General features: G+C 58.2%; 23 protein-coding genes. 21 read left to right on the plus strand and 2 right to left on the minus strand.

Annotated elements, in window-relative coordinates; translation table 11 throughout:
• The first annotated feature begins 5 nt into the window (after positions 1 to 5).
• Both PL263_RS17295 and PL263_RS17300 read left to right on the plus strand, forming a co-directional pair.
• Entirely contained in the window at positions 6 to 791 is a 786-nt protein-coding gene (locus tag PL263_RS17295) for a general secretion pathway protein GspB (protein WP_278210529.1), read from the plus strand.
• 122 nt (positions 792 to 913) lie between these two features.
• Positions 914 to 1,243: a hypothetical protein gene (locus PL263_RS17300; protein ID WP_278210530.1), complete on the plus strand. Its 330-nt coding sequence runs from the start codon at positions 914 to 916 to the stop codon at positions 1,241 to 1,243.
• Between the two features lie 60 nt (positions 1,244 to 1,303).
• Here the strand turns inward: PL263_RS17300 and PL263_RS17305 are convergent, their stop codons facing one another.
• Positions 1,304 to 1,729: a hypothetical protein gene (locus tag PL263_RS17305; protein ID WP_278210531.1), complete on the minus strand. Its 426-nt coding sequence runs from the start codon at positions 1,727 to 1,729 to the stop codon at positions 1,304 to 1,306.
• A 307-nt stretch (positions 1,730 to 2,036) separates the two neighbouring features.
• Here PL263_RS17305 and PL263_RS17310 point away from each other — a divergent pair, with 307 nt between their 5' ends.
• The 19 genes from PL263_RS17310 to hypD all read left to right on the plus strand — a co-directional run bounded on the left by PL263_RS17310 (position 2,037) and on the right by hypD (position 15,366).
• Positions 2,037 to 3,122 carry a hydrogenase small subunit gene (locus PL263_RS17310; protein WP_278210532.1) on the plus strand — a complete coding sequence of 362 codons (1,086 nt, stop codon included), beginning with the start codon at positions 2,037 to 2,039 and terminating at the stop codon, positions 3,120 to 3,122.
• 2 nt (positions 3,123 to 3,124) lie between these two features.
• Entirely contained in the window at positions 3,125 to 4,921 is a 1,797-nt protein-coding gene (locus PL263_RS17315) for a nickel-dependent hydrogenase large subunit (RefSeq protein ID WP_278210533.1), read from the plus strand.
• Between the two features lie 55 nt (positions 4,922 to 4,976).
• Positions 4,977 to 5,180 (plus strand): hypothetical protein, encoded by a 204-nt coding sequence (locus PL263_RS17320; protein WP_140911516.1) that lies wholly within the window; start codon positions 4,977 to 4,979, stop codon positions 5,178 to 5,180.
• A complete protein-coding gene (cybH, locus tag PL263_RS17325; RefSeq protein WP_278210534.1) occupies positions 5,177 to 5,869 on the plus strand; it encodes a Ni/Fe-hydrogenase, b-type cytochrome subunit in 693 nt (230 codons plus the stop codon). Before PL263_RS17320 ends, cybH begins: the two co-directional genes overlap by 4 nt.
• A complete protein-coding gene (locus PL263_RS17330) occupies positions 5,866 to 6,552 on the plus strand; it encodes a HyaD/HybD family hydrogenase maturation endopeptidase (protein WP_278210535.1) in 687 nt (228 codons plus the stop codon). Before cybH ends, PL263_RS17330 begins: the two co-directional genes overlap by 4 nt.
• On the plus strand, positions 6,552 to 6,848 hold the full coding sequence (hypC, locus tag PL263_RS17335) for a HypC/HybG/HupF family hydrogenase formation chaperone (RefSeq protein WP_278210536.1): 297 nt from the start codon (positions 6,552 to 6,554) through the stop codon (positions 6,846 to 6,848). Before PL263_RS17330 ends, hypC begins: the two co-directional genes overlap by 1 nt.
• Entirely contained in the window at positions 6,845 to 7,261 is a 417-nt protein-coding gene (locus PL263_RS17340) for a hydrogenase (RefSeq protein ID WP_278210537.1), read from the plus strand. Before hypC ends, PL263_RS17340 begins: the two co-directional genes overlap by 4 nt.
• Positions 7,262 to 7,458: 197 nt before the next feature.
• On the plus strand, positions 7,459 to 7,710 hold the full coding sequence (locus PL263_RS17345; protein ID WP_278210538.1) for an addiction module protein: 252 nt from the start codon (positions 7,459 to 7,461) through the stop codon (positions 7,708 to 7,710).
• Positions 7,711 to 8,221: 511 nt separating this feature from the next.
• Entirely contained in the window at positions 8,222 to 9,184 is a 963-nt protein-coding gene (locus tag PL263_RS17350; protein ID WP_278210539.1) for a hypothetical protein, read from the plus strand.
• Between the two features lie 360 nt (positions 9,185 to 9,544).
• Positions 9,545 to 10,387 carry a hydrogenase expression/formation protein gene (locus PL263_RS17355; RefSeq protein WP_278210540.1) on the plus strand — a complete coding sequence of 281 codons (843 nt, stop codon included), beginning with the start codon at positions 9,545 to 9,547 and terminating at the stop codon, positions 10,385 to 10,387.
• A complete protein-coding gene (locus tag PL263_RS17360) occupies positions 10,384 to 10,605 on the plus strand; it encodes a rubredoxin (protein WP_140911508.1) in 222 nt (73 codons plus the stop codon). Before PL263_RS17355 ends, PL263_RS17360 begins: the two co-directional genes overlap by 4 nt.
• A 2-nt stretch (positions 10,606 to 10,607) precedes the next feature.
• Positions 10,608 to 11,069 (plus strand): [NiFe]-hydrogenase assembly chaperone HybE, encoded by a 462-nt coding sequence (gene hybE, locus PL263_RS17365; protein WP_278210541.1) that lies wholly within the window; start codon positions 10,608 to 10,610, stop codon positions 11,067 to 11,069.
• An 18-nt stretch (positions 11,070 to 11,087) separates the two neighbouring features.
• Positions 11,088 to 12,221 carry a nickel-dependent hydrogenase large subunit gene (locus PL263_RS17370; protein WP_278210542.1) on the plus strand — a complete coding sequence of 378 codons (1,134 nt, stop codon included), beginning with the start codon at positions 11,088 to 11,090 and terminating at the stop codon, positions 12,219 to 12,221.
• Between the two features lie 40 nt (positions 12,222 to 12,261).
• Positions 12,262 to 12,603: a hydrogenase maturation nickel metallochaperone HypA gene (hypA, locus tag PL263_RS17375; RefSeq protein ID WP_278210543.1), complete on the plus strand. Its 342-nt coding sequence runs from the start codon at positions 12,262 to 12,264 to the stop codon at positions 12,601 to 12,603.
• A complete protein-coding gene (hypB, locus tag PL263_RS17380; RefSeq protein WP_278210544.1) occupies positions 12,603 to 13,445 on the plus strand; it encodes a hydrogenase nickel incorporation protein HypB in 843 nt (280 codons plus the stop codon). Before hypA ends, hypB begins: the two co-directional genes overlap by 1 nt.
• 63 nt (positions 13,446 to 13,508) lie before the next feature.
• The gene (locus PL263_RS17385; protein WP_278210545.1) at positions 13,509 to 13,721 is read left to right on the plus strand and encodes an addiction module protein; all 213 of its coding nucleotides are present in this window, start codon (positions 13,509 to 13,511) and stop codon (positions 13,719 to 13,721) included.
• Entirely contained in the window at positions 13,718 to 14,011 is a 294-nt protein-coding gene (locus PL263_RS17390) for a type II toxin-antitoxin system RelE/ParE family toxin (protein ID WP_278210546.1), read from the plus strand. Before PL263_RS17385 ends, PL263_RS17390 begins: the two co-directional genes overlap by 4 nt.
• A 21-nt stretch (positions 14,012 to 14,032) precedes the next feature.
• The gene (locus PL263_RS17395) at positions 14,033 to 14,260 is read left to right on the plus strand and encodes a HypC/HybG/HupF family hydrogenase formation chaperone (RefSeq protein WP_278210547.1); all 228 of its coding nucleotides are present in this window, start codon (positions 14,033 to 14,035) and stop codon (positions 14,258 to 14,260) included.
• A complete protein-coding gene (gene hypD, locus PL263_RS17400) occupies positions 14,257 to 15,366 on the plus strand; it encodes a hydrogenase formation protein HypD (protein ID WP_278210548.1) in 1,110 nt (369 codons plus the stop codon). Before PL263_RS17395 ends, hypD begins: the two co-directional genes overlap by 4 nt.
• 66 nt (positions 15,367 to 15,432) lie before the next feature.
• Here hypD and PL263_RS17405 read toward each other — a convergent pair whose 3' ends face one another.
• Complete coding sequence (locus PL263_RS17405; RefSeq protein ID WP_278210549.1) at positions 15,433 to 16,311, minus strand: LysR family transcriptional regulator; 879 nt, start codon at positions 16,309 to 16,311, stop codon at positions 15,433 to 15,435.
• Between the last annotated feature and the right edge of the window lie 115 nt (positions 16,312 to 16,426).

Here is a 16,426-nt window from a genome sequence, read left to right on the forward strand (position 1 = left end):
TAGACATGTCTTACATCCTGAACGCATTGCGCAAATCGGAACGGGAGCGGCAAGCCAGCCAACCGGATACGGTGGCCAGCCGAATCGTGCTGCAACAGGCGCCGGAGCGGCAAGCGGCGGCCAAAATCATCGCGGCATTATTGGCCGTAAATGCGGCAATTCTGGCCTATTTTCTCGGCATCGCACCGCGGATGGCCGCGCACGACACCCCGCCGCCGGTCGCGTCGATTCAGATGCCGCCGCAGCCGCTCGCGGAATCGAACCGGCCCGACCCGGCCGACCGGCTGCCGTTGCCGGCGAAGCCTACGCCCAAGGCCAAGCCGGAGCCGGCCCATGTTGCCGCTACGGCTGCGGTTGCGGCCGTTAAACCGGTCGAGGCCAAGAAGCCGCCGCTCGAGCCGGTCAAACCGGCTGCAGTTCAGCCGCCGCCCGATCCGGTCGTTGCCGCCAAGCCGTTGCCGGAGCCTGGCGTCCCCAGCCCTGCCGCCCAGGCCGCCCCGCCAATCCGCGAGACAGTTACCGAGCCGGTCCCAGCGGCGGCCCCGCTGCCGGCTAAACCCGCGTTGCAGGCGCTGGAAGACCTGCCGGCGGACGTACGCCAGTCCTTGCCCGCCTTGCCGATCAACGTCTACAGTTATTCGCCGGTCCCGGCCGAACGCTTCGTCATGATCGATATGGTCAAATACGTGCCGGGCCAGATGATCAAAGACCGGCTGGAGTTGAAACAGATCATGGAAGACGGCATCGTCGTCAACTACGACGGCCACCTGTTTAAAATCAAGCGGCAGTGATTGCTAAGCGGCGGTGGCCTTGATAGCCTATGCCGGCCGAGCCGTGACGGAACGGGCCGGCGGATTCTAGCCAGGAGTGGCGCTTAGATAACTATAACAATACCGATACCAGAGCCCTCCGTATGAAACTGGAAACCCAATTTAGCAAAGCTCAACTGCAACGCATCAACGTCCAATCCATCCTGTATTTGTGTTCCTGCCCGTCCCAGGTCGGCGTACAGATCGACAGTTTGCGTCACCTGTTCGATTACCAGGCCAATTGCGCCGACCGCAGTCGGAGCGAGGTGCAAACCAAGGTCCACGCCCGCATCGCCGAAGCCAGCGAGCAAGCGCACCGGATCATGGAGCAGTGCCTGAAAGACGTCTTGGAACTGGAAGGCTGGGACATGGAGACCCTGGAAATGCCGGCCGGCCTGCGGACCTTATTGGAGCAGGAAATCGACGGCGAATAGCTGTCGCACTGCAAGGCTGCGGCGCCGCAATATTGGCAGCGCCGGTTGACGCTCCGCGTTTTATTGGCCGTATTTTTTCTCCAGCTCTCGTGCCAGCGCTTCGGCTTCGGCCTCGGACATGTTTTCCAATTCCTGCAAGGTTTTACCGGTGATTTGCTTCACCGCCGCGGCGCCCTGACCGCTACTCAATAGCGCGCGGGTTTCCGCCGATAATCGTTCCGTTTCTTCTTGGTTTTGCCGGATTTGGGCTTGGTAGAGCCGGTCGACTTCGGCGTCTGTCTTGCCCTGCGCCGCCACGCCAAACGCCTTGCGTTTGTCGTCCATCACCTCCGGCTCCGCCTTGGCGGCATCCGGCATTTTTTGCGCTTGCTGTTGTCTGGCTTGCTCGGCGGCTGCTTTGGCCTCCAATTCCGGGTCCCAGTCGGCCCATCCCGTCTGGCTGCCGCTCAAGGCGATGAAGGTCAGTATCAAAATCCGCGTCGTCATAAAACTCTCCTGTCCGGTTCGGCCGATTTATCCGCCAGCGGGTCGCGGTCGGTATTGTTTGCTTTGCGGCAAATCGTTGTGGTTATTGTCGAGTTTGTAACATAGCCGACACGCATAAGGCGCGTCCGCGGCATATTTTCTTACGATTCACAGGGTTTTGGCCGGGCCGATGCGTCGGCATGGATGTTGCTCTTTCTCTGCGGGCCGAGGCGGCGCTGCCGTCTCCATAATAATAAACTGAGTAACGGCATAAACACGCGCGACTGGGCCGCACATGACTCCGGGCTGCGCCGTGCCGGGAGTGTCCATGATCGAAACCTTTTACGATGTGATGCGCCGGCAGGGCATCACCCGCCGCAGCTTCTTGAAGTTTTGCAGCCTGACCGCCGCCTCGCTGGGTTTGAGCCCGGCCTTCGCGCCGAAAATCGCCCATGCGATGGAAACCAAGCCGCGGATTCCGGTGTTGTGGCTGCATGGTCTGGAGTGTACCTGTTGCTCGGAATCCTTCATCCGTTCCGGCCATCCGCTGGCTAAAGACGTGATTCTGTCGATGCTATCCCTGGACTACGACGACACCATCATGGCATCCGCCGGCCATCAGGCCGAGGCCATCGTCGATGAAATCGTCGAAAAATACAAAGGCAATTACATCCTGGCCGTGGAAGGTAATCCGCCGCTGGCCGAGGACGGCATGTACTGCATCATCGGCGGCAAGCCGTTTGTCGAGCAACTCAAGTACGCCGCCGAAAGCTGTAAAGCCATCATTTCCTGGGGCTCCTGCGCCTCCTGGGGTTGCGTGCAGGCTGCCAAACCCAATCCAACCCGCGCCACACCCGTACACAAAGTGCCGGGCTTGGCAGACAAGCCCATCATCAAAGTCCCTGGCTGCCCGCCGATTGCGGAAGTGATGACGGCGGTGGTGGCGTATTTGCTGACTTTCGACAAATTGCCGACCCTGGACAAACAAGGCCGGCCGCAGATGTTTTATAGCCAGCGCATCCACGACAAATGCTATAGAAGGCCGCATTTCGACGCCGGCCAGTTCGTCGAGCAATGGGACGACGAGGCGGCGCGGATGGGTCACTGTCTGTACAAAATGGGCTGCAAGGGGCCGACCACTTACAACGCCTGCTCCACGGTGAAATGGAACGAAGGCACCTCGTTTCCGATCCAGTCCGGCCACGGCTGTATCGGCTGCTCCGAGGACGGTTTCTGGGATAAGGGCAGTTTTTACGACCGCCTGACCGGCATCAACCAGTTCGGTATCGAAGCCAATGCCGACATGGTCGGCGGCACCGCCGCCGGCATCGTCACCGCCGGCGTCGCCGCCCATGCCGGTCTGACCGCCTTGAACCGCGCCAAACAAGCCGATAAACAACCCGGAGCCGAATAATCATGACCGTCACTGCTACCCCCAACGGTTTTCATCTGAACGACGCCGGCCGCCGCGTGGTGGTCGATCCAGTGACCCGGATCGAAGGCCATATGCGTTGCGAAGTCAATATCGACGAGGAAAACATCATCCGCAACGCGGTGTCCAGCGGCACCATGTGGCGCGGCCTGGAAGTGATTTTGAAAGGCCGCGACCCGCGCGACGCCTGGGCCTTCGTCCAGCGCATCTGCGGCGTTTGCACCGGTACCCACGCCTTGACCTCTGTGCGCGCGGTCGAGGATGCGTTGAAAATCAAAATCCCGGAAAACGCCAACTCGATCCGCAACATCATGCAATTGAGTTTGCAGGCCCACGATCACTTGGTGCACTTCTATCATCTGCACGCGCTGGATTGGGTCAACCCGGTCAACGCTTTGAAAGCCGATCCGGTCGCGGTCTCGGCGTTGCAGCAACAGATTTCGCCGAGCAATCCCAAATCCTCGCCCGGCTATTTCCGCGACACCCAAAACCGGCTGAAAAAATTCGTCGAATCCGGCCAGCTCGGCCCATTTAAAAACGGCTACTGGAGTAACCCGGCCTATTTGTTGCCGCCGGAAGCCGATTTGCTGGCGGTGACCCACTATCTGGAAGCGCTGGATTTTCAAAAAGACATCATGAAAATCCGCACCATCTTCGGCGGCAAGGACCCGCATCCGAACTGGCTGGTCGGCGGCGTGCCGTGCGCGATCAATATCGACGGCGTCGGCGCGGTCGGCGCGGTCAACATGGAACGCTTGAACCTGATTTCGTCGATCATCGACCGCACCATCACCTTTATCGACCAAGTCTACATTCCGGACTTGCTGGCCATCGCCCAGTTCTACAAGGGCTGGCTCTACGGCGGCGGCTTGGCCGGCGCCAGCATGCTCTCCTACGGCGACATTCCGGATAAGGCCAACGACTACTCGGCCGCCAATCTGCTGATGCCGCGCGGCGCGATCATCAACGGCGACCTGAGCAAGGTCCACGCAGTCGATCTGACCGATCCCAAGCAGATTCAGGAATTCGTGCCGCACTCCTGGTACAAGTACGCCGACGAAGCGGTTGGCCTGCATCCCTGGGACGGCGTCACCGAACCGAACTACAAAATCGGCGCTAAAACCAAAGGCGATCGCACCCACATCCAGGAGCTGGACGAATCGGCCAAATATTCCTGGATCAAGGCACCGCGCTGGAACGGCCATGCGATGGAAGTCGGCCCGCTGGCCCGCTATGTGATCGGCTACGCCCAAGGCAATAAGGAGATCACCGAGCAAATCAATTTTGTCTTGAAAACGTTGGACGTGCCGGTCAGCGCGCTGTTCTCGACGCTGGGCCGCACCGCGGCCCGTGGTCTGGAAGCGCAATGGGCCGCCGGCAAGATGCGTTACTTCATGGATAAGCTGATCGCCAACGTCAAAGCCGGCGACCTGGCCACCGCCAACGTCGAGCGCTGGGACCCGGATACTTGGCCGAGCAGCGTCAAGGGCGTCGGTTTTACCGAAGCCCCGCGCGGCGCGTTGGGCCATTGGCTGAAAATCGAAAACACCAAGATCGCCAACTACCAATGCGTGGTACCGACCACCTGGAACGGCTCGCCACGCGACGAGCAAGGCAATATCGGCGCGTTCGAGGCTTCGTTGATGAATACCAAGGTCGAGCGTCCGGAAGAACCGGTCGAGATTTTGCGCACCTTGCACAGCTTCGATCCATGTCTGGCCTGTTCGACCCACGTCATGAGTCCGGACGGCCAGGAACTGACGCGCGTCAAAGTACGCTAGACCTACTATTTCCCGGCGGCTCCGTATCCCGGTGCCGCCCAGTACGGAGAATACGATGAACAAATTTCTGTTAGCGATGGTTTTGAGCTCGGTGGTAAGCGCGGCCCAAGCCCATAACCGGCCCGATCTGGATAGCGTCTCGCATCGGCTCGAACACTTGGCGATGGACAGCGCCAGCCAGCCCTATTTGTATGCGCTGGGATTGACGGTGATTGCCGGACTGGCCCTGTTCGCCCGTCGCGGAGGGCGGCCGCAATGAGCGCACCGGCCTCTGCGGTCTACGTTTACGAACTGCCGGTCAGACTCTGGCATGGGATTAATGCACTGGCTATCGTGGTCCTGGCATTGACCGGTTACCTGATCGCCGAGCCGTTGGCCTCGCCGACCGGCGAAGCATCGGCACACTTCTTGATGGGCTATATCCGTTTCGCCCATTTCGCTGCCGGTTATATCCTGGCGGTCGGCTTTGTCGGCCGGATTTATTGGGCCTACGCCGGCAACGAACATGCCCGGCAAATCTTCATGCCGCCGGTCTGGAAAGCCCATTTCTGGGACGGGGTCTGGCACGAGCTGCGCTGGTACGCTTTCATAGCCAAAGCCCCGCGCCACTATATCGGCCATAACCCGCTGGCGATTCTGGCCATGCATCTGTTCGTCTGGGGTTTGCTGTTCATGATCGTAACCGGCTTGGCCCTGTACGGCGAAGGCGCCGGCCAACAGAGCTGGCAATTTACCTGGTTCAGCAGTTGGGTGCTGGCGGCGTTCGGCGACAGTCAAACCGTGCATACCTGGCACCATTTGGTGATGTGGTTCATCGTCTGTTTCGTGCTGATTCACGTCTACGTCGCCGTGCGCGAAGAAAAACTGTCCGGGCAAAGCATGCTGTCGACGATAGCGACCGGCTGGCGCACGTTCAAAGACAACGACCCGATTGACGACGCAGAATGAGCGGTGCGGAACGAAAACGTATTCTGCTGCTCGGCATCGGCAACCTGCTCTGGGCCGACGAGGGCTTTGGCGTGCGGGTGGTGGAGCATTTGCAAAAACATTACCGTTTCCCGGATCAGGTGCAGGTTGTCGACGGCGGTACTCAGGGCGTCTATCTGATCGAACACGTGCAAAACGCCGAGGTGCTGGTGGTGTTCGATGCGGTCGATTACGGTTTGGCGCCGGGTACGTTGAAGCGGGTCGAAGACGAAGACGTGCCTAACTTTCTTGGCGCCAAAAAAATGAGCCTGCACCAGACCGGTTTTCAGGAGGTGCTGGCGATGGCGCAAATGCTCGGTGCTTATCCGGAAAGTCTGTTGCTGATCGGCGTCCAGCCGGAAGAGCTCGAGGACTACGGTGGCAGTTTGACGTCCAAGGTCAAAGCACAAATCCAGCCGGCCATCGAACTGGCGTTGGCTTATCTGGCCGATTGCGGCGTGACGGCCGAACCGCTGGCAACCGAAGTCGAGCTGGCCGATCCGATCCTGAACATCGGCCGTTACGAAACCGAACGCCCCGACGCCGACAGCGCTTGCCGGTTGGGAGACGAGCGCGTGGTCCGCTCGGCCGCGTTCGAGGTCCGACCGCCGCAACCGCTGACTGACGCGCTACCTATCGATGTCGATTACCGGGGGAAATACTGATGTGTATCGGCATACCGATGCGGGTGGTCGAGGCTGGCGCCGAGTCGGCCTTGTGCGAATACCGCGGCCAACTCAGCCGTATCGACACCATGCTGGTTGGCGAACAACAACCCGGCGCCTGGTTACTGGTGTTTCTGGACACCGCCCGGGAAGTCATCAGCGCCGACAAAGCCCGGCAAATCGACGACGCTCTGGAAGCGATGCGGCTGGCGATGCAGGGCCACACCAACTTCGACCACCTGTTCGCCGACCTGGTCGAGCGCGAACCCGAATTGCCGGAGTTTTTACGGTCATGAGTGGATTGATCGCCCAACTGCACAGCCGCCACGGCCTGCCGCTTCTGACCGCCGACAATTACGACAACTTCGTTTACGGCAACGCCGATGTGGTGTTGTGCTTTGCCGGCGATCCGGCGGCGTTCCCGGAAAGCGCCGATCTGGCCGTGATTCTGCCCGAATTGCTGAAAGCTTTTCGCGGCTTGCTGCAAGGCGCGCTGGTCGACCGCAGCATCGAACGCGAACTGCAAGCCCGCTACCGCTTCACCGGCTGGCCGACTCTGGTCTTTCTGCGTCACGGCGAATACCTGGGCGCCATCACCGGCCTGCGCGACTGGCCGGAATACGGTCGGGACATTGCCCGGATTTTAGCCGCCGAGACCAGCCAACCGCCGGGGTTTGATTTGGATAAGGTTTGCGGTGGGCATGCCTGATTTAAAAATGTGTCGGTTGGGTTTGCCCTGGGGCATAAAAGCTCTTTAGAGCGTAACCCAACATTTCGAAGCCTGCAGGTCGGAATAAGCCCAGCGTTTCCGGCACTAGGCTTCAGCTCTTTAACAATTTGGTGTCGCTATCGCGACGGGGTGGTGCTTGGACGTATACTAATAAAGCTGCGCCGATACGGGGTGGCATGTTGTTATTTTTCGGGAGTATCGAAATGAATCTCGCACAACTGGAAGCCGAAATATTTTCCTTACCGCTTCAAGACCGGGCCGCTTTGGCGCAGCGTTTGTTATTGAGCCTTGAGGAAGTTTCTGAGGCTGATTTTGAGCGGTTATGGGGCGAGGAGTCGGCGCGGCGCGTGGCTGATTTCGACTCGGGCAAAGTGCAATCTATTCCCGGCAAAGTAGTTGCCGAGAAAGCCCGTGCCTTGTTGATTTGAATTTTTCTAGTTCCCAACCTCCAGGTTGGGAACCGTTGTCTTGGAAGCTCTAGCTTCAGCGTTTTGTTGAGTAAATGTGTCGCTGTCGCGACGGGTGTTTTAAAGTCGGGTCTCGGCCCGACGGCCGAAATACTTTCGCTACGAAAACCATCCCTGGTTTTCGCCCTTCGGGCCAGCCTATCGGCTGTTCAAATTTGCTCCAGGCAAATTTGTCGCTTTTGGCGAGAGTTTTCGGAAGTGCCATCTCTAGCCCTCCGAAAACGAGCGGCATGCCCGAAAAAGCGGGGCAGGCTCTCCCTGCCGCTCCCCTGCGGGCTATTCTCACCAAATACCCACGGGGCACAAGAGCTGCGATGCTCGGGGCGGAATAACGGGAATAGCCCACTCCAACGGTTATTGTGTGTAGCAAAGGTTTTTTGGTAGGCTGGGTTGGAACGACAGTGTAAACCCAGCTTTGGCCTATATTGTTGGTTTTCGCTTTGCTCTCCCCAGCCTAAGAACTCAAAAGGAAATGGAATCAGTTATTCAATTTCTGGTAATCCTAGCAACATTGGCCGGCATGATTGTTCTGGCTTTATTGGCGAAATCAACGGACGAAGCTAATACTAACGCTAGTGTCGTCTATGGTGTTCTTGCCATATCGGTCGTCGCTGCATTGGTGCTGTTATTTCGTTGGGATAAGAAACGTATTCAAGACGAAGAACTCAAATTGCGGCAACGTGTAGACGCAAGAATCAAGGCAGCGTTGAATTACAAGCACCCCGTCGAATTCTATGCAAAACCGACTCAATTTGTATTCTTGGCATTTTTGTTGATCTTGAGCTCGGGTGCGATCTATTTTGGCGCTCATTTACTTACTAATGTACCAGTAACAAATTGGTTCGCCGGTTCAAGTTTTCTGTCTGGCGGCATACTATTTAGTATCGCATCAATTGCATCGGGAAAACGATTGATCCGCCGTCCGGTTATTCGCCTGGATATACGCGGCCTGGCGCATTTTCGGTTTGGCTTCATTCCTTGGAGTGATGTGAATGAAATTTTTCTCCAGACTGTAACAATAAAAGGAAATGAGGCGTTCTTTCTGAAAATTGGAACGATGAATAAAGCGTTTTATCAGACTCGGCTTCCTCGTTGGTTACGAGTATTTCATAAAATCGAACCAGGTGGACTGTCACTGGCTTTGCCACTTTCAAAACAGGACGCTCATTTAGTTGAAGGAGTTGCAAAAGGTTATGCGGACTATGCCGATGCGCCAACTTTCGAAAAAAACGTTTCAAGAAAATTAGTCGAGGAACTATCAGCACTACAAACACCGCAACAAAGAATGCAGCGATTGCAAGAACTCATGGTGGAAAGCTCCGAGGAGTTTATAAAACGGCGTCAGGCTATTTCCAGAGCTTATGTTGTTTCCGCCATGATCTTGATATTAGGCGTTGTCGGCATTTGCGTTGGAGCGTGGATCACAAGCAAATGAGCCTGGGTCAATGGTGGGCACGAAAAGCATGTGCCCACCCTACAATTTTCGAGATTCGTTTTTAATTTCGGGATGGTTTTGAGTCCGTTGCCGACCGTCGACAAAAGCCAGGAGCGCAGGAAATAAGAGCGTCCGGGGGGGCTCTTCTTTGAATAATTTCTTTGGGCTACGCACAAATTCGTCTGGAACGAATTTGAACAGCCGATAGGCTGGCCCGAAGGGCGAAAAACAGGGATGTTTTTCGTGAAACCGACATCTAAAACCATCTTCGCGATAGCGACTCCAAATAAACCAATAACTCAATGCCGGATGCATTTCACTTATCCAGCCTACAACTTTAATTCAACAAACCACCGAAACATGACCAGCATACCCCTCCCAATTTTCGGCCAAGGCTCCCAACCCGCCGAGGCAGACGGCGCCGAGCTGGATTATTTGACGATGCCGGAAGAAATGGCGACCTATCGGATGCCGCAGCTTTCGGCCAATTTGACTAGCCCGGTGCTGGCCGCCGCCAAAGCGGTAGCGGACCAATTGCTGCACGACCTGCAACATTTCCCACAGACCGGTCGGCCTATTGATTTGATCGGACTGGACGATGCCAACCGTCGCTTTATCGACGAATTGCTCGGCGAGGGCGAAGTCAGCGCACTGGGCGAAGATGGCTGGCGGGTACAGGAATCGGTGCTGGCCGGCGTTTGGCGGGAGCAGCGTCTGGACGGACAAAACCGTTTGATCGCCGATGCGCTGGAGGTCGGCGTGATGCCGAAGGCGCTAACCGACAACGCTTTCGCCGGTGCTGCGGACCGCATCGATACGGTCATCCACGATTTGCCGGAAGGGGTGATGAATGCGCTGCCGCTGTTGGCCGAATTGAATGCCAAGATTGCCGAATACCGGCCCGGCGTCGAGCCGCACGTGATCAACTTGAGCTTGTTGCCGCAAACCGAGCAGGACTTGGCGCTGCTGGAGCAACGCCTGGGCAGAGGCCCCACGACGATTTTGTCGCGCGGTTACGGCAACTGCCGGATCGGCGCCACGGCGACGCGGAGCGTCTGGTGGGTGCAGTATTTCAATTCGCAGGACACGTTGATTTTAAATACGCTGGAAGTCAGCGACATCCCCAGCGTGGCCTGCGCTTCGGCGGAAGACATTGCCGACAGTGCGCAACGCTTGCAGGAAATATTGGCGGTCTACGCATGAGCGAGGGCTTTTTTGCCGGCGCTTACGGCGGCGACGCGTCGCGCTTGCCGGCCGACGCTAAATTGGAATGCAAGATTTGCTGGCATGTGTACGACCCGGTTGCCGGTGATCCATCGAGCCAAATTCCGCCGACAACGCCGTTTGCCGCCTTGCCGGATTATTGGTGTTGCCCGGAATGCGGCGCGCCGAAGCAAGGTTTTCTATTGCTTGAGGACTGAGCGTGCACTGGCGCACTGGCAACGAGATCCAACAGGGATTGGAACAGGCGTTCAATGCGATCCTGGCGGATCGGATGCAGGATGTACCGCTGCTGAATTCGGCGTTGTCGGTGCAGGCGCTGCCGTTTCGTGGTGCCGGCGACGACTGGCTTGGGGTCTTGGTGACGCCGTGGTCGATGAATTTAATGGTGTTTCCGGGGCCGAACAGCGCATGGCAGCAATTGCCGCTGGGAGCCAAGTTCTCGCGCGAGCTGCCCTACGGCAGTTTCGAATTTACGCTGGCGGCGGAACCGGCTTTGGGGCGCTACGGCCAATGTTCGCTGTTTTCGCCGATGTTGGAGTTTGCCGACCAAGCCGCGGCGATTGCCGCGGCGGAAGCGGCCCTGAACCGCGTCTTGGCCGTGCCGGCGCCGCGTAACGTTAGCCGCCGCGATTTGTTGCGCGGCAATTTGCGAGGCACTTGATTGACGCTGGCCGGCGAGTTGCTTATCGAACTAGGCGCCAGCCGGCCGCCGCGCATCGTTTCGACCCGGCCGGACGCGGCAAAAGTGTTGTTGGGGAAAACCGCCGAAGAAGTGCTGGCGACCGTGCCGCTGGTTTTTACCCTCTGCGGCAATGCCCAGAGCTTGGCGGCCTCTTTGGCTTGCCGGGCGGCGCTGGGCCTTGGCGGCGAAACCGAGGCGGACGCCGGCCTGCGCATGTCGGTCGTGCTGGAGAGTCTGCGCGAGCATTGTTGGCGCATCTTGCTGGACTGGCCGGCTTTGGTCGGCCGACCGCCGGATAAAGCCGCGTTGGCGGCGCTGATGGGGTTGGACCGACAATATAAGTCTGCTTTGCTTGACGACGCTGAAGCGGTGAATGCCGCAAGCGGGTTGCCGGGCAATCGGTTCGCTGTCGACCGCATTCGCGCCGAACTGCTCGCTTTGCTGGACCACGCCGTTTTCGGCGAGAATCTGACCGGCTGGCGCCAGCTTGCCAGCGAAGCGGATTTGCTGGCTTGGCTGGTCGGGCAAAATTGCATAGCCGCCGCCGTGATCGGCGCGTTGTATCGCTGGGACTGGCTTGTGCTGGGGCGCACCGAGCCGGCCTGGCTACCGGAGCTGGCCAGCGGCGAGTGGTTCGAGTATTTGGCGGCGCGCGATTTGGATCGGTTCGGCCGGGAGCCGGATTGGCAGGGTGTCTGTTGCGAATCGACGCCGTTAAGCCGGCAACGCCGTCATCCGCTACTGGCCGAATTGCTGGCTCGCTACGGTAACGGCTTGTTGGCACGCTTCGTTGCGGTGTTAACGGAAGTGGCGAAATTAGTGGATTATGTTGCCGTGGGCGAGCCGCCGCCACGGATGGCCGATGCCTTCGGCGCGGACGCTGGCGGGTTGGCCCGAGTCGAAGCCGCTCGCGGTTTATTGATGCATTGGGTCGAATTTGCGGCCGGCCGGGTGGTCGACTATCGGGTGATCGCCCCGACCGAATGGAATTGCCGGCCCGGCGCGGTGTTGGCGCAGGGTTTGCGAGCACTGACGGCGCTGGACCCGGAGAGTTTGCGGCGGCAGACGGCATGGTGGCTACAGGCGATCGACCCCTGCGTGCCGTATCGTTTGGCATTGGACGAAACTTAACGGCCTGAAACGGCTCCGAAACAGGACGGATGGAAACCCCATGCATGAAATGTCGTTGTGCGAAGGCGTTTTGCACATCATCGAACGCGAAGCCCGGACCCAGGGCTTCGGCCGGGTGAAAACGGTCTGGTTGGAAATCGGTGCCTTGGCCGGCGTCGAGCCGGAGGCAATGCGGTTTTGCTTCGATGCGGTGATGCGCGGTTCGTTGGCGGACGGCGCCCGCTTGGAGATCATTGCCTTGCCCGGCCTGGCCTGGTGTTTGCCGTGCGGGGAAAATGTCGGCGTTAGCCAGTTGTACGATGTGTGTCCGCGCTGCGGCAGCCATCAACTGCAAATCGTCGGCGGCGACCAAATGCGAATCAAAGAACTGGAGGTAGAGTAATGTGCGGCGTCTGCGGCTGCGGCGAGGGCCTGAAACACTCGCATGAACACGATCATCAACATGGCGACGGGCATGAACATCACCATGGGCATGCCCACAGCCATAGCCAGCACCACCATCACCACGAACACCGCCATGGCCCGGAACACGCACATGCGCCCGGCCTGACGCCGGCGCGGATGGTGCAGATCGAACAGGATATTTTGTCCGCCAATAACCGTTATGCCGCCGACAACCGGCGCTATTTTGGCGAGCGCGGCATCCTGGCCTTAAACCTGGTGTCCAGTCCGGGCTCCGGCAAAACCACGCTGCTGGTGGAAACCGTCAAGCGCTTGCAGGGCGAATTGGCGATCGCCGTGATCGAAGGCGACCAGCAAACCGCCCGCGACGCCGACCGCATCCGCGCCACCGGCGTGCCGGCCGTGCAGATCAATACCGGCAAGGGCTGCCATCTGGACGCGCACCGGGTCGGCCACGCCCTGGAAAGCCTGAACCTGCCGGAAAGAAGCCTGCTGTTCATCGAAAACGTCGGCAACCTGGTCTGCCCGTCGGCCTTTGACTTGGGCGAGGCGCACAAGGTGGTGATCCTGTCGGTCACCGAAGGCGAGGACAAGCCGATCAAATACCCGGACATGTTCCATGCCGCCGATTTGATGATTTTGAACAAAACCGACCTGCTGCCGCATCTGGATTTCGACGTCGAGCAATGCCTCCGCTACGCCAAGCAGGTCAATCCCAAAATCCGGGTGCTGCAACTGTCGGCCAAAACCGGCGAAGGCATGGACCATTGGCTGCAATGGCTGCGGGCGGAGCTGGCGTTGCAGGGGATTGGCTATGCGTAGTTTGCGTTGCCTGCAGTCAAGCGCATACGATAGCTGTCATCGCTGATTTATTGGAGCTGTTAAATGTCGACGACTCAAGAAATTTATCAACAACTTAGTCAACTGATGCCACTAGAAAAACTGCAACTGGCGGAAATGTTACTGGCAGATCTGGATACGCCCGATCCCCAAATCGATGCGGTTTGGCGCGATGAAGCCCAAAAAAGATGGCAAGCGTATAAAGACGGCAAAATGTCTAGCGTCAGCTATGACTCGATCATGCAAAAATATAAATGAACGTCGAGTTTCTCGCCGCCGCCGAAACTGAACTGGACCAGGCATATCAGTGGTACGAGCAGCAACAATCCGGATTGGGAAAACAATATTTGTCTGAATTCGATGCAGCGATTCGCCGTATCACAGCCTTCCCTAAATCATACGTTTTAATCGATACCGAAATTCGCCGCTGCCTGATAAAACGTTTTCCTTATGGTGTTTTGTACGGCATCGACCGTCAATCGATTATCGTTGTTGCCGTAGCTCATTTGCATCGAAAACCGGATTATTGGCTAGCACGGATTGGCTAAAATAAATATTAGGAATGTTCTATGTGCCTAGCCCTCCCTGCCCAAATTGTTGAAATCGCAGCCGCCGGCGACATGGCCACCGTATCGGTTGACGGCGTGCAAGTCGAGGTATCGCTGGCGTTGGTCGACGATGTGCACGTCGGCGACTATGTGTTGGTCCACGTCGGTTATGCCTTGAACAAAATCGATGAAGACGAAGCCTTGAAGACCCTGGCTTTGTTTGCCGAAGCCGGTTTGATTGCCTCATGAAATACATCGACGAATTCCGTCAGCGCGACCTCGCCCAACAACTGGCCGGCGCGATTGCGCACAGCGTCGATCCTGACCACCATTATCGGCTGATGGAGTTCTGCGGCGGCCATACCCACGCCATTTTCCGTTACGGCGTGCAGGATCTGATGCCGGCCAACGTCGAATTCATCCACGGCCCCGGTTGCCCGGTGTGCGTGCTGCCGACCGGACGCATCGACAACGCGATCCAACTGGTCGAACAGCATGATGTCATTCTCTGCACCTACGCAGATTTGATGCGGGTTCCCGCGACTGGCCGCAACAGCCTGATTAAAGCCAAGGCGGCCGGCGGCGACATCCGCATGGTTTACTCGACTCAAGATGCGCTGAATATCGCCCGCGCCAACCCCGACCGCCAAGTGGTGTTTTTCGCGATCGGTTTCGAGACTACCACCCCGCCGACCGCGGTCGCGATCAAACAAGCCCAGGTCGAAGGCCTGAAAAACTTCAGCGTATTCTGCAACCACGTGCTGACCCCGGCGGCGATGCAAGCCATTTTGGATGCGCCGGAACCGGTGCAAATCGACGGCTTTCTCGGCCCGTCCCACGTCAGCAGCGTGATCGGTAGCCGGCCTTACGAAACCTTCGCCGAGCAGTACGGCAAACCCATCGTCATCGCCGGCTTCGAACCACTGGACGTGATGCAATCGGCACTGATGCTGATCCGTCAACTCAATGCAGGCCGGCACCAGGTCGAAAACGAATACAGCCGCGCCGTCACCCGCGACGGCAATTTAAAAGCTCAAGCCTTGGTCGACGAGGTGTTGGAATTGCGCCCCCAGTTCGAATGGCGCGGCCTCGGCTTGATCGCCAATAGCGCATTGCGCATCAAACCGGACTATGCCGAATTCGACGCCGAACGCCGCTTCGCGCTGCCGGCCATCAAAGCCAGCGACGTCAAAGGCTGCGAATGTCCGGCCATCCTGCGCGGCGCCAAAAAGCCGCAGGATTGCAAATTATTGGGAACCGTCTGCACCCCGGAAAACCCGATGGGCTCGTGCATGGTGTCGTCGGAAGGTGCTTGCGCGGCGTATTGGAGTTATGGCCGGGTCAGAAACGGCTGAGCCCGGCAAGAGCGGCGAATGACGTTCGGCCGATGCTGCCCTGGCCTCGGGCGCAGCGGTTAGGGTTCAGGCCGAATTCGTCAACAACTCTTTCAACAATGCATTCGGAAATTGCCGGCTGGGCGTAATCGCGTAAAAGCGTTCGCGAATGTCGGCGATCCGGTAATGTTCCACCAACAGGCCCTGGCGCAACTCGTCCAGCACCACCACCGGCGGTACCAGCGTCAAGTGGCCGGATTCGCGCGCCAGCAAGCGCAACATCGCCATATCGTCCACCTCCGCCACCACGATAGGCCGCACCCCGGCTTGCTCCAGCAAAAAATCGAAGGCGCCGCGAATCTCGCTTTCGATGCTGGGCAACAGCAGCGGCCTGCCGTTCAAATCCTCCGGAAAGCGAAACGGCGCGGCCTCCGCATCGGGTTTGCCGACCAGGCTCACCGGTTGTTCGTCCAGCAGATGGCAGTGCCAGTTGGCCTGGGCGTCGCGCGGTGCCGGCCGGTTGGACAGCACCAGATCCAGCGTGTGCGCATGCATTTGCAGCAGCAATTCGCGCAGGTTGCCGGAATGCAGCACCAGTTCGACATCGCTGCGTTGCACCCAGCTGCGCACCAGTTCCAACTGGAAATTACGCGACAGGGTCGATACCGCACCGATCCGCAACAGTTGGCGTTCGCCGGCGGAGCGGCCGTGCATCAGGCTGATCAACTCGTCGCCGGCCCGGAAAATCGAGTTGGCATAATCCAGCGCGATCCGGCCGGCTTCGGTCAATTGCAGGCGCTTGCCTTCCCGTTCGAATAGTTTTTGCCCCAGCGATTCCTCAAGTTGTCGCAACTGGATGCTCAGCGCCGACTGCGACACATGCAGCCGTTCGGCGGCGCGGGTCAGGTTGCTTTCGTTAGCGATCATCCAGAAATAACGCAAGTGGTGATAATTCAGCGCAGCCATTTTTTCATTAATAAAAGAGAACGTTTGTATTAAATACATATATTGGATGAATTGATGGCCGATTGCTAGCATGGTCGCGCACTTACCCTTGCTCAGGAGATCGTCATGCATACCG

This window comes from Methylomonas sp. EFPC3, from assembly GCF_029643245.1.
GTDB classification, from domain to species: Bacteria; Pseudomonadota; Gammaproteobacteria; order Methylococcales; family Methylomonadaceae; genus Methylomonas; species Methylomonas koyamae_B.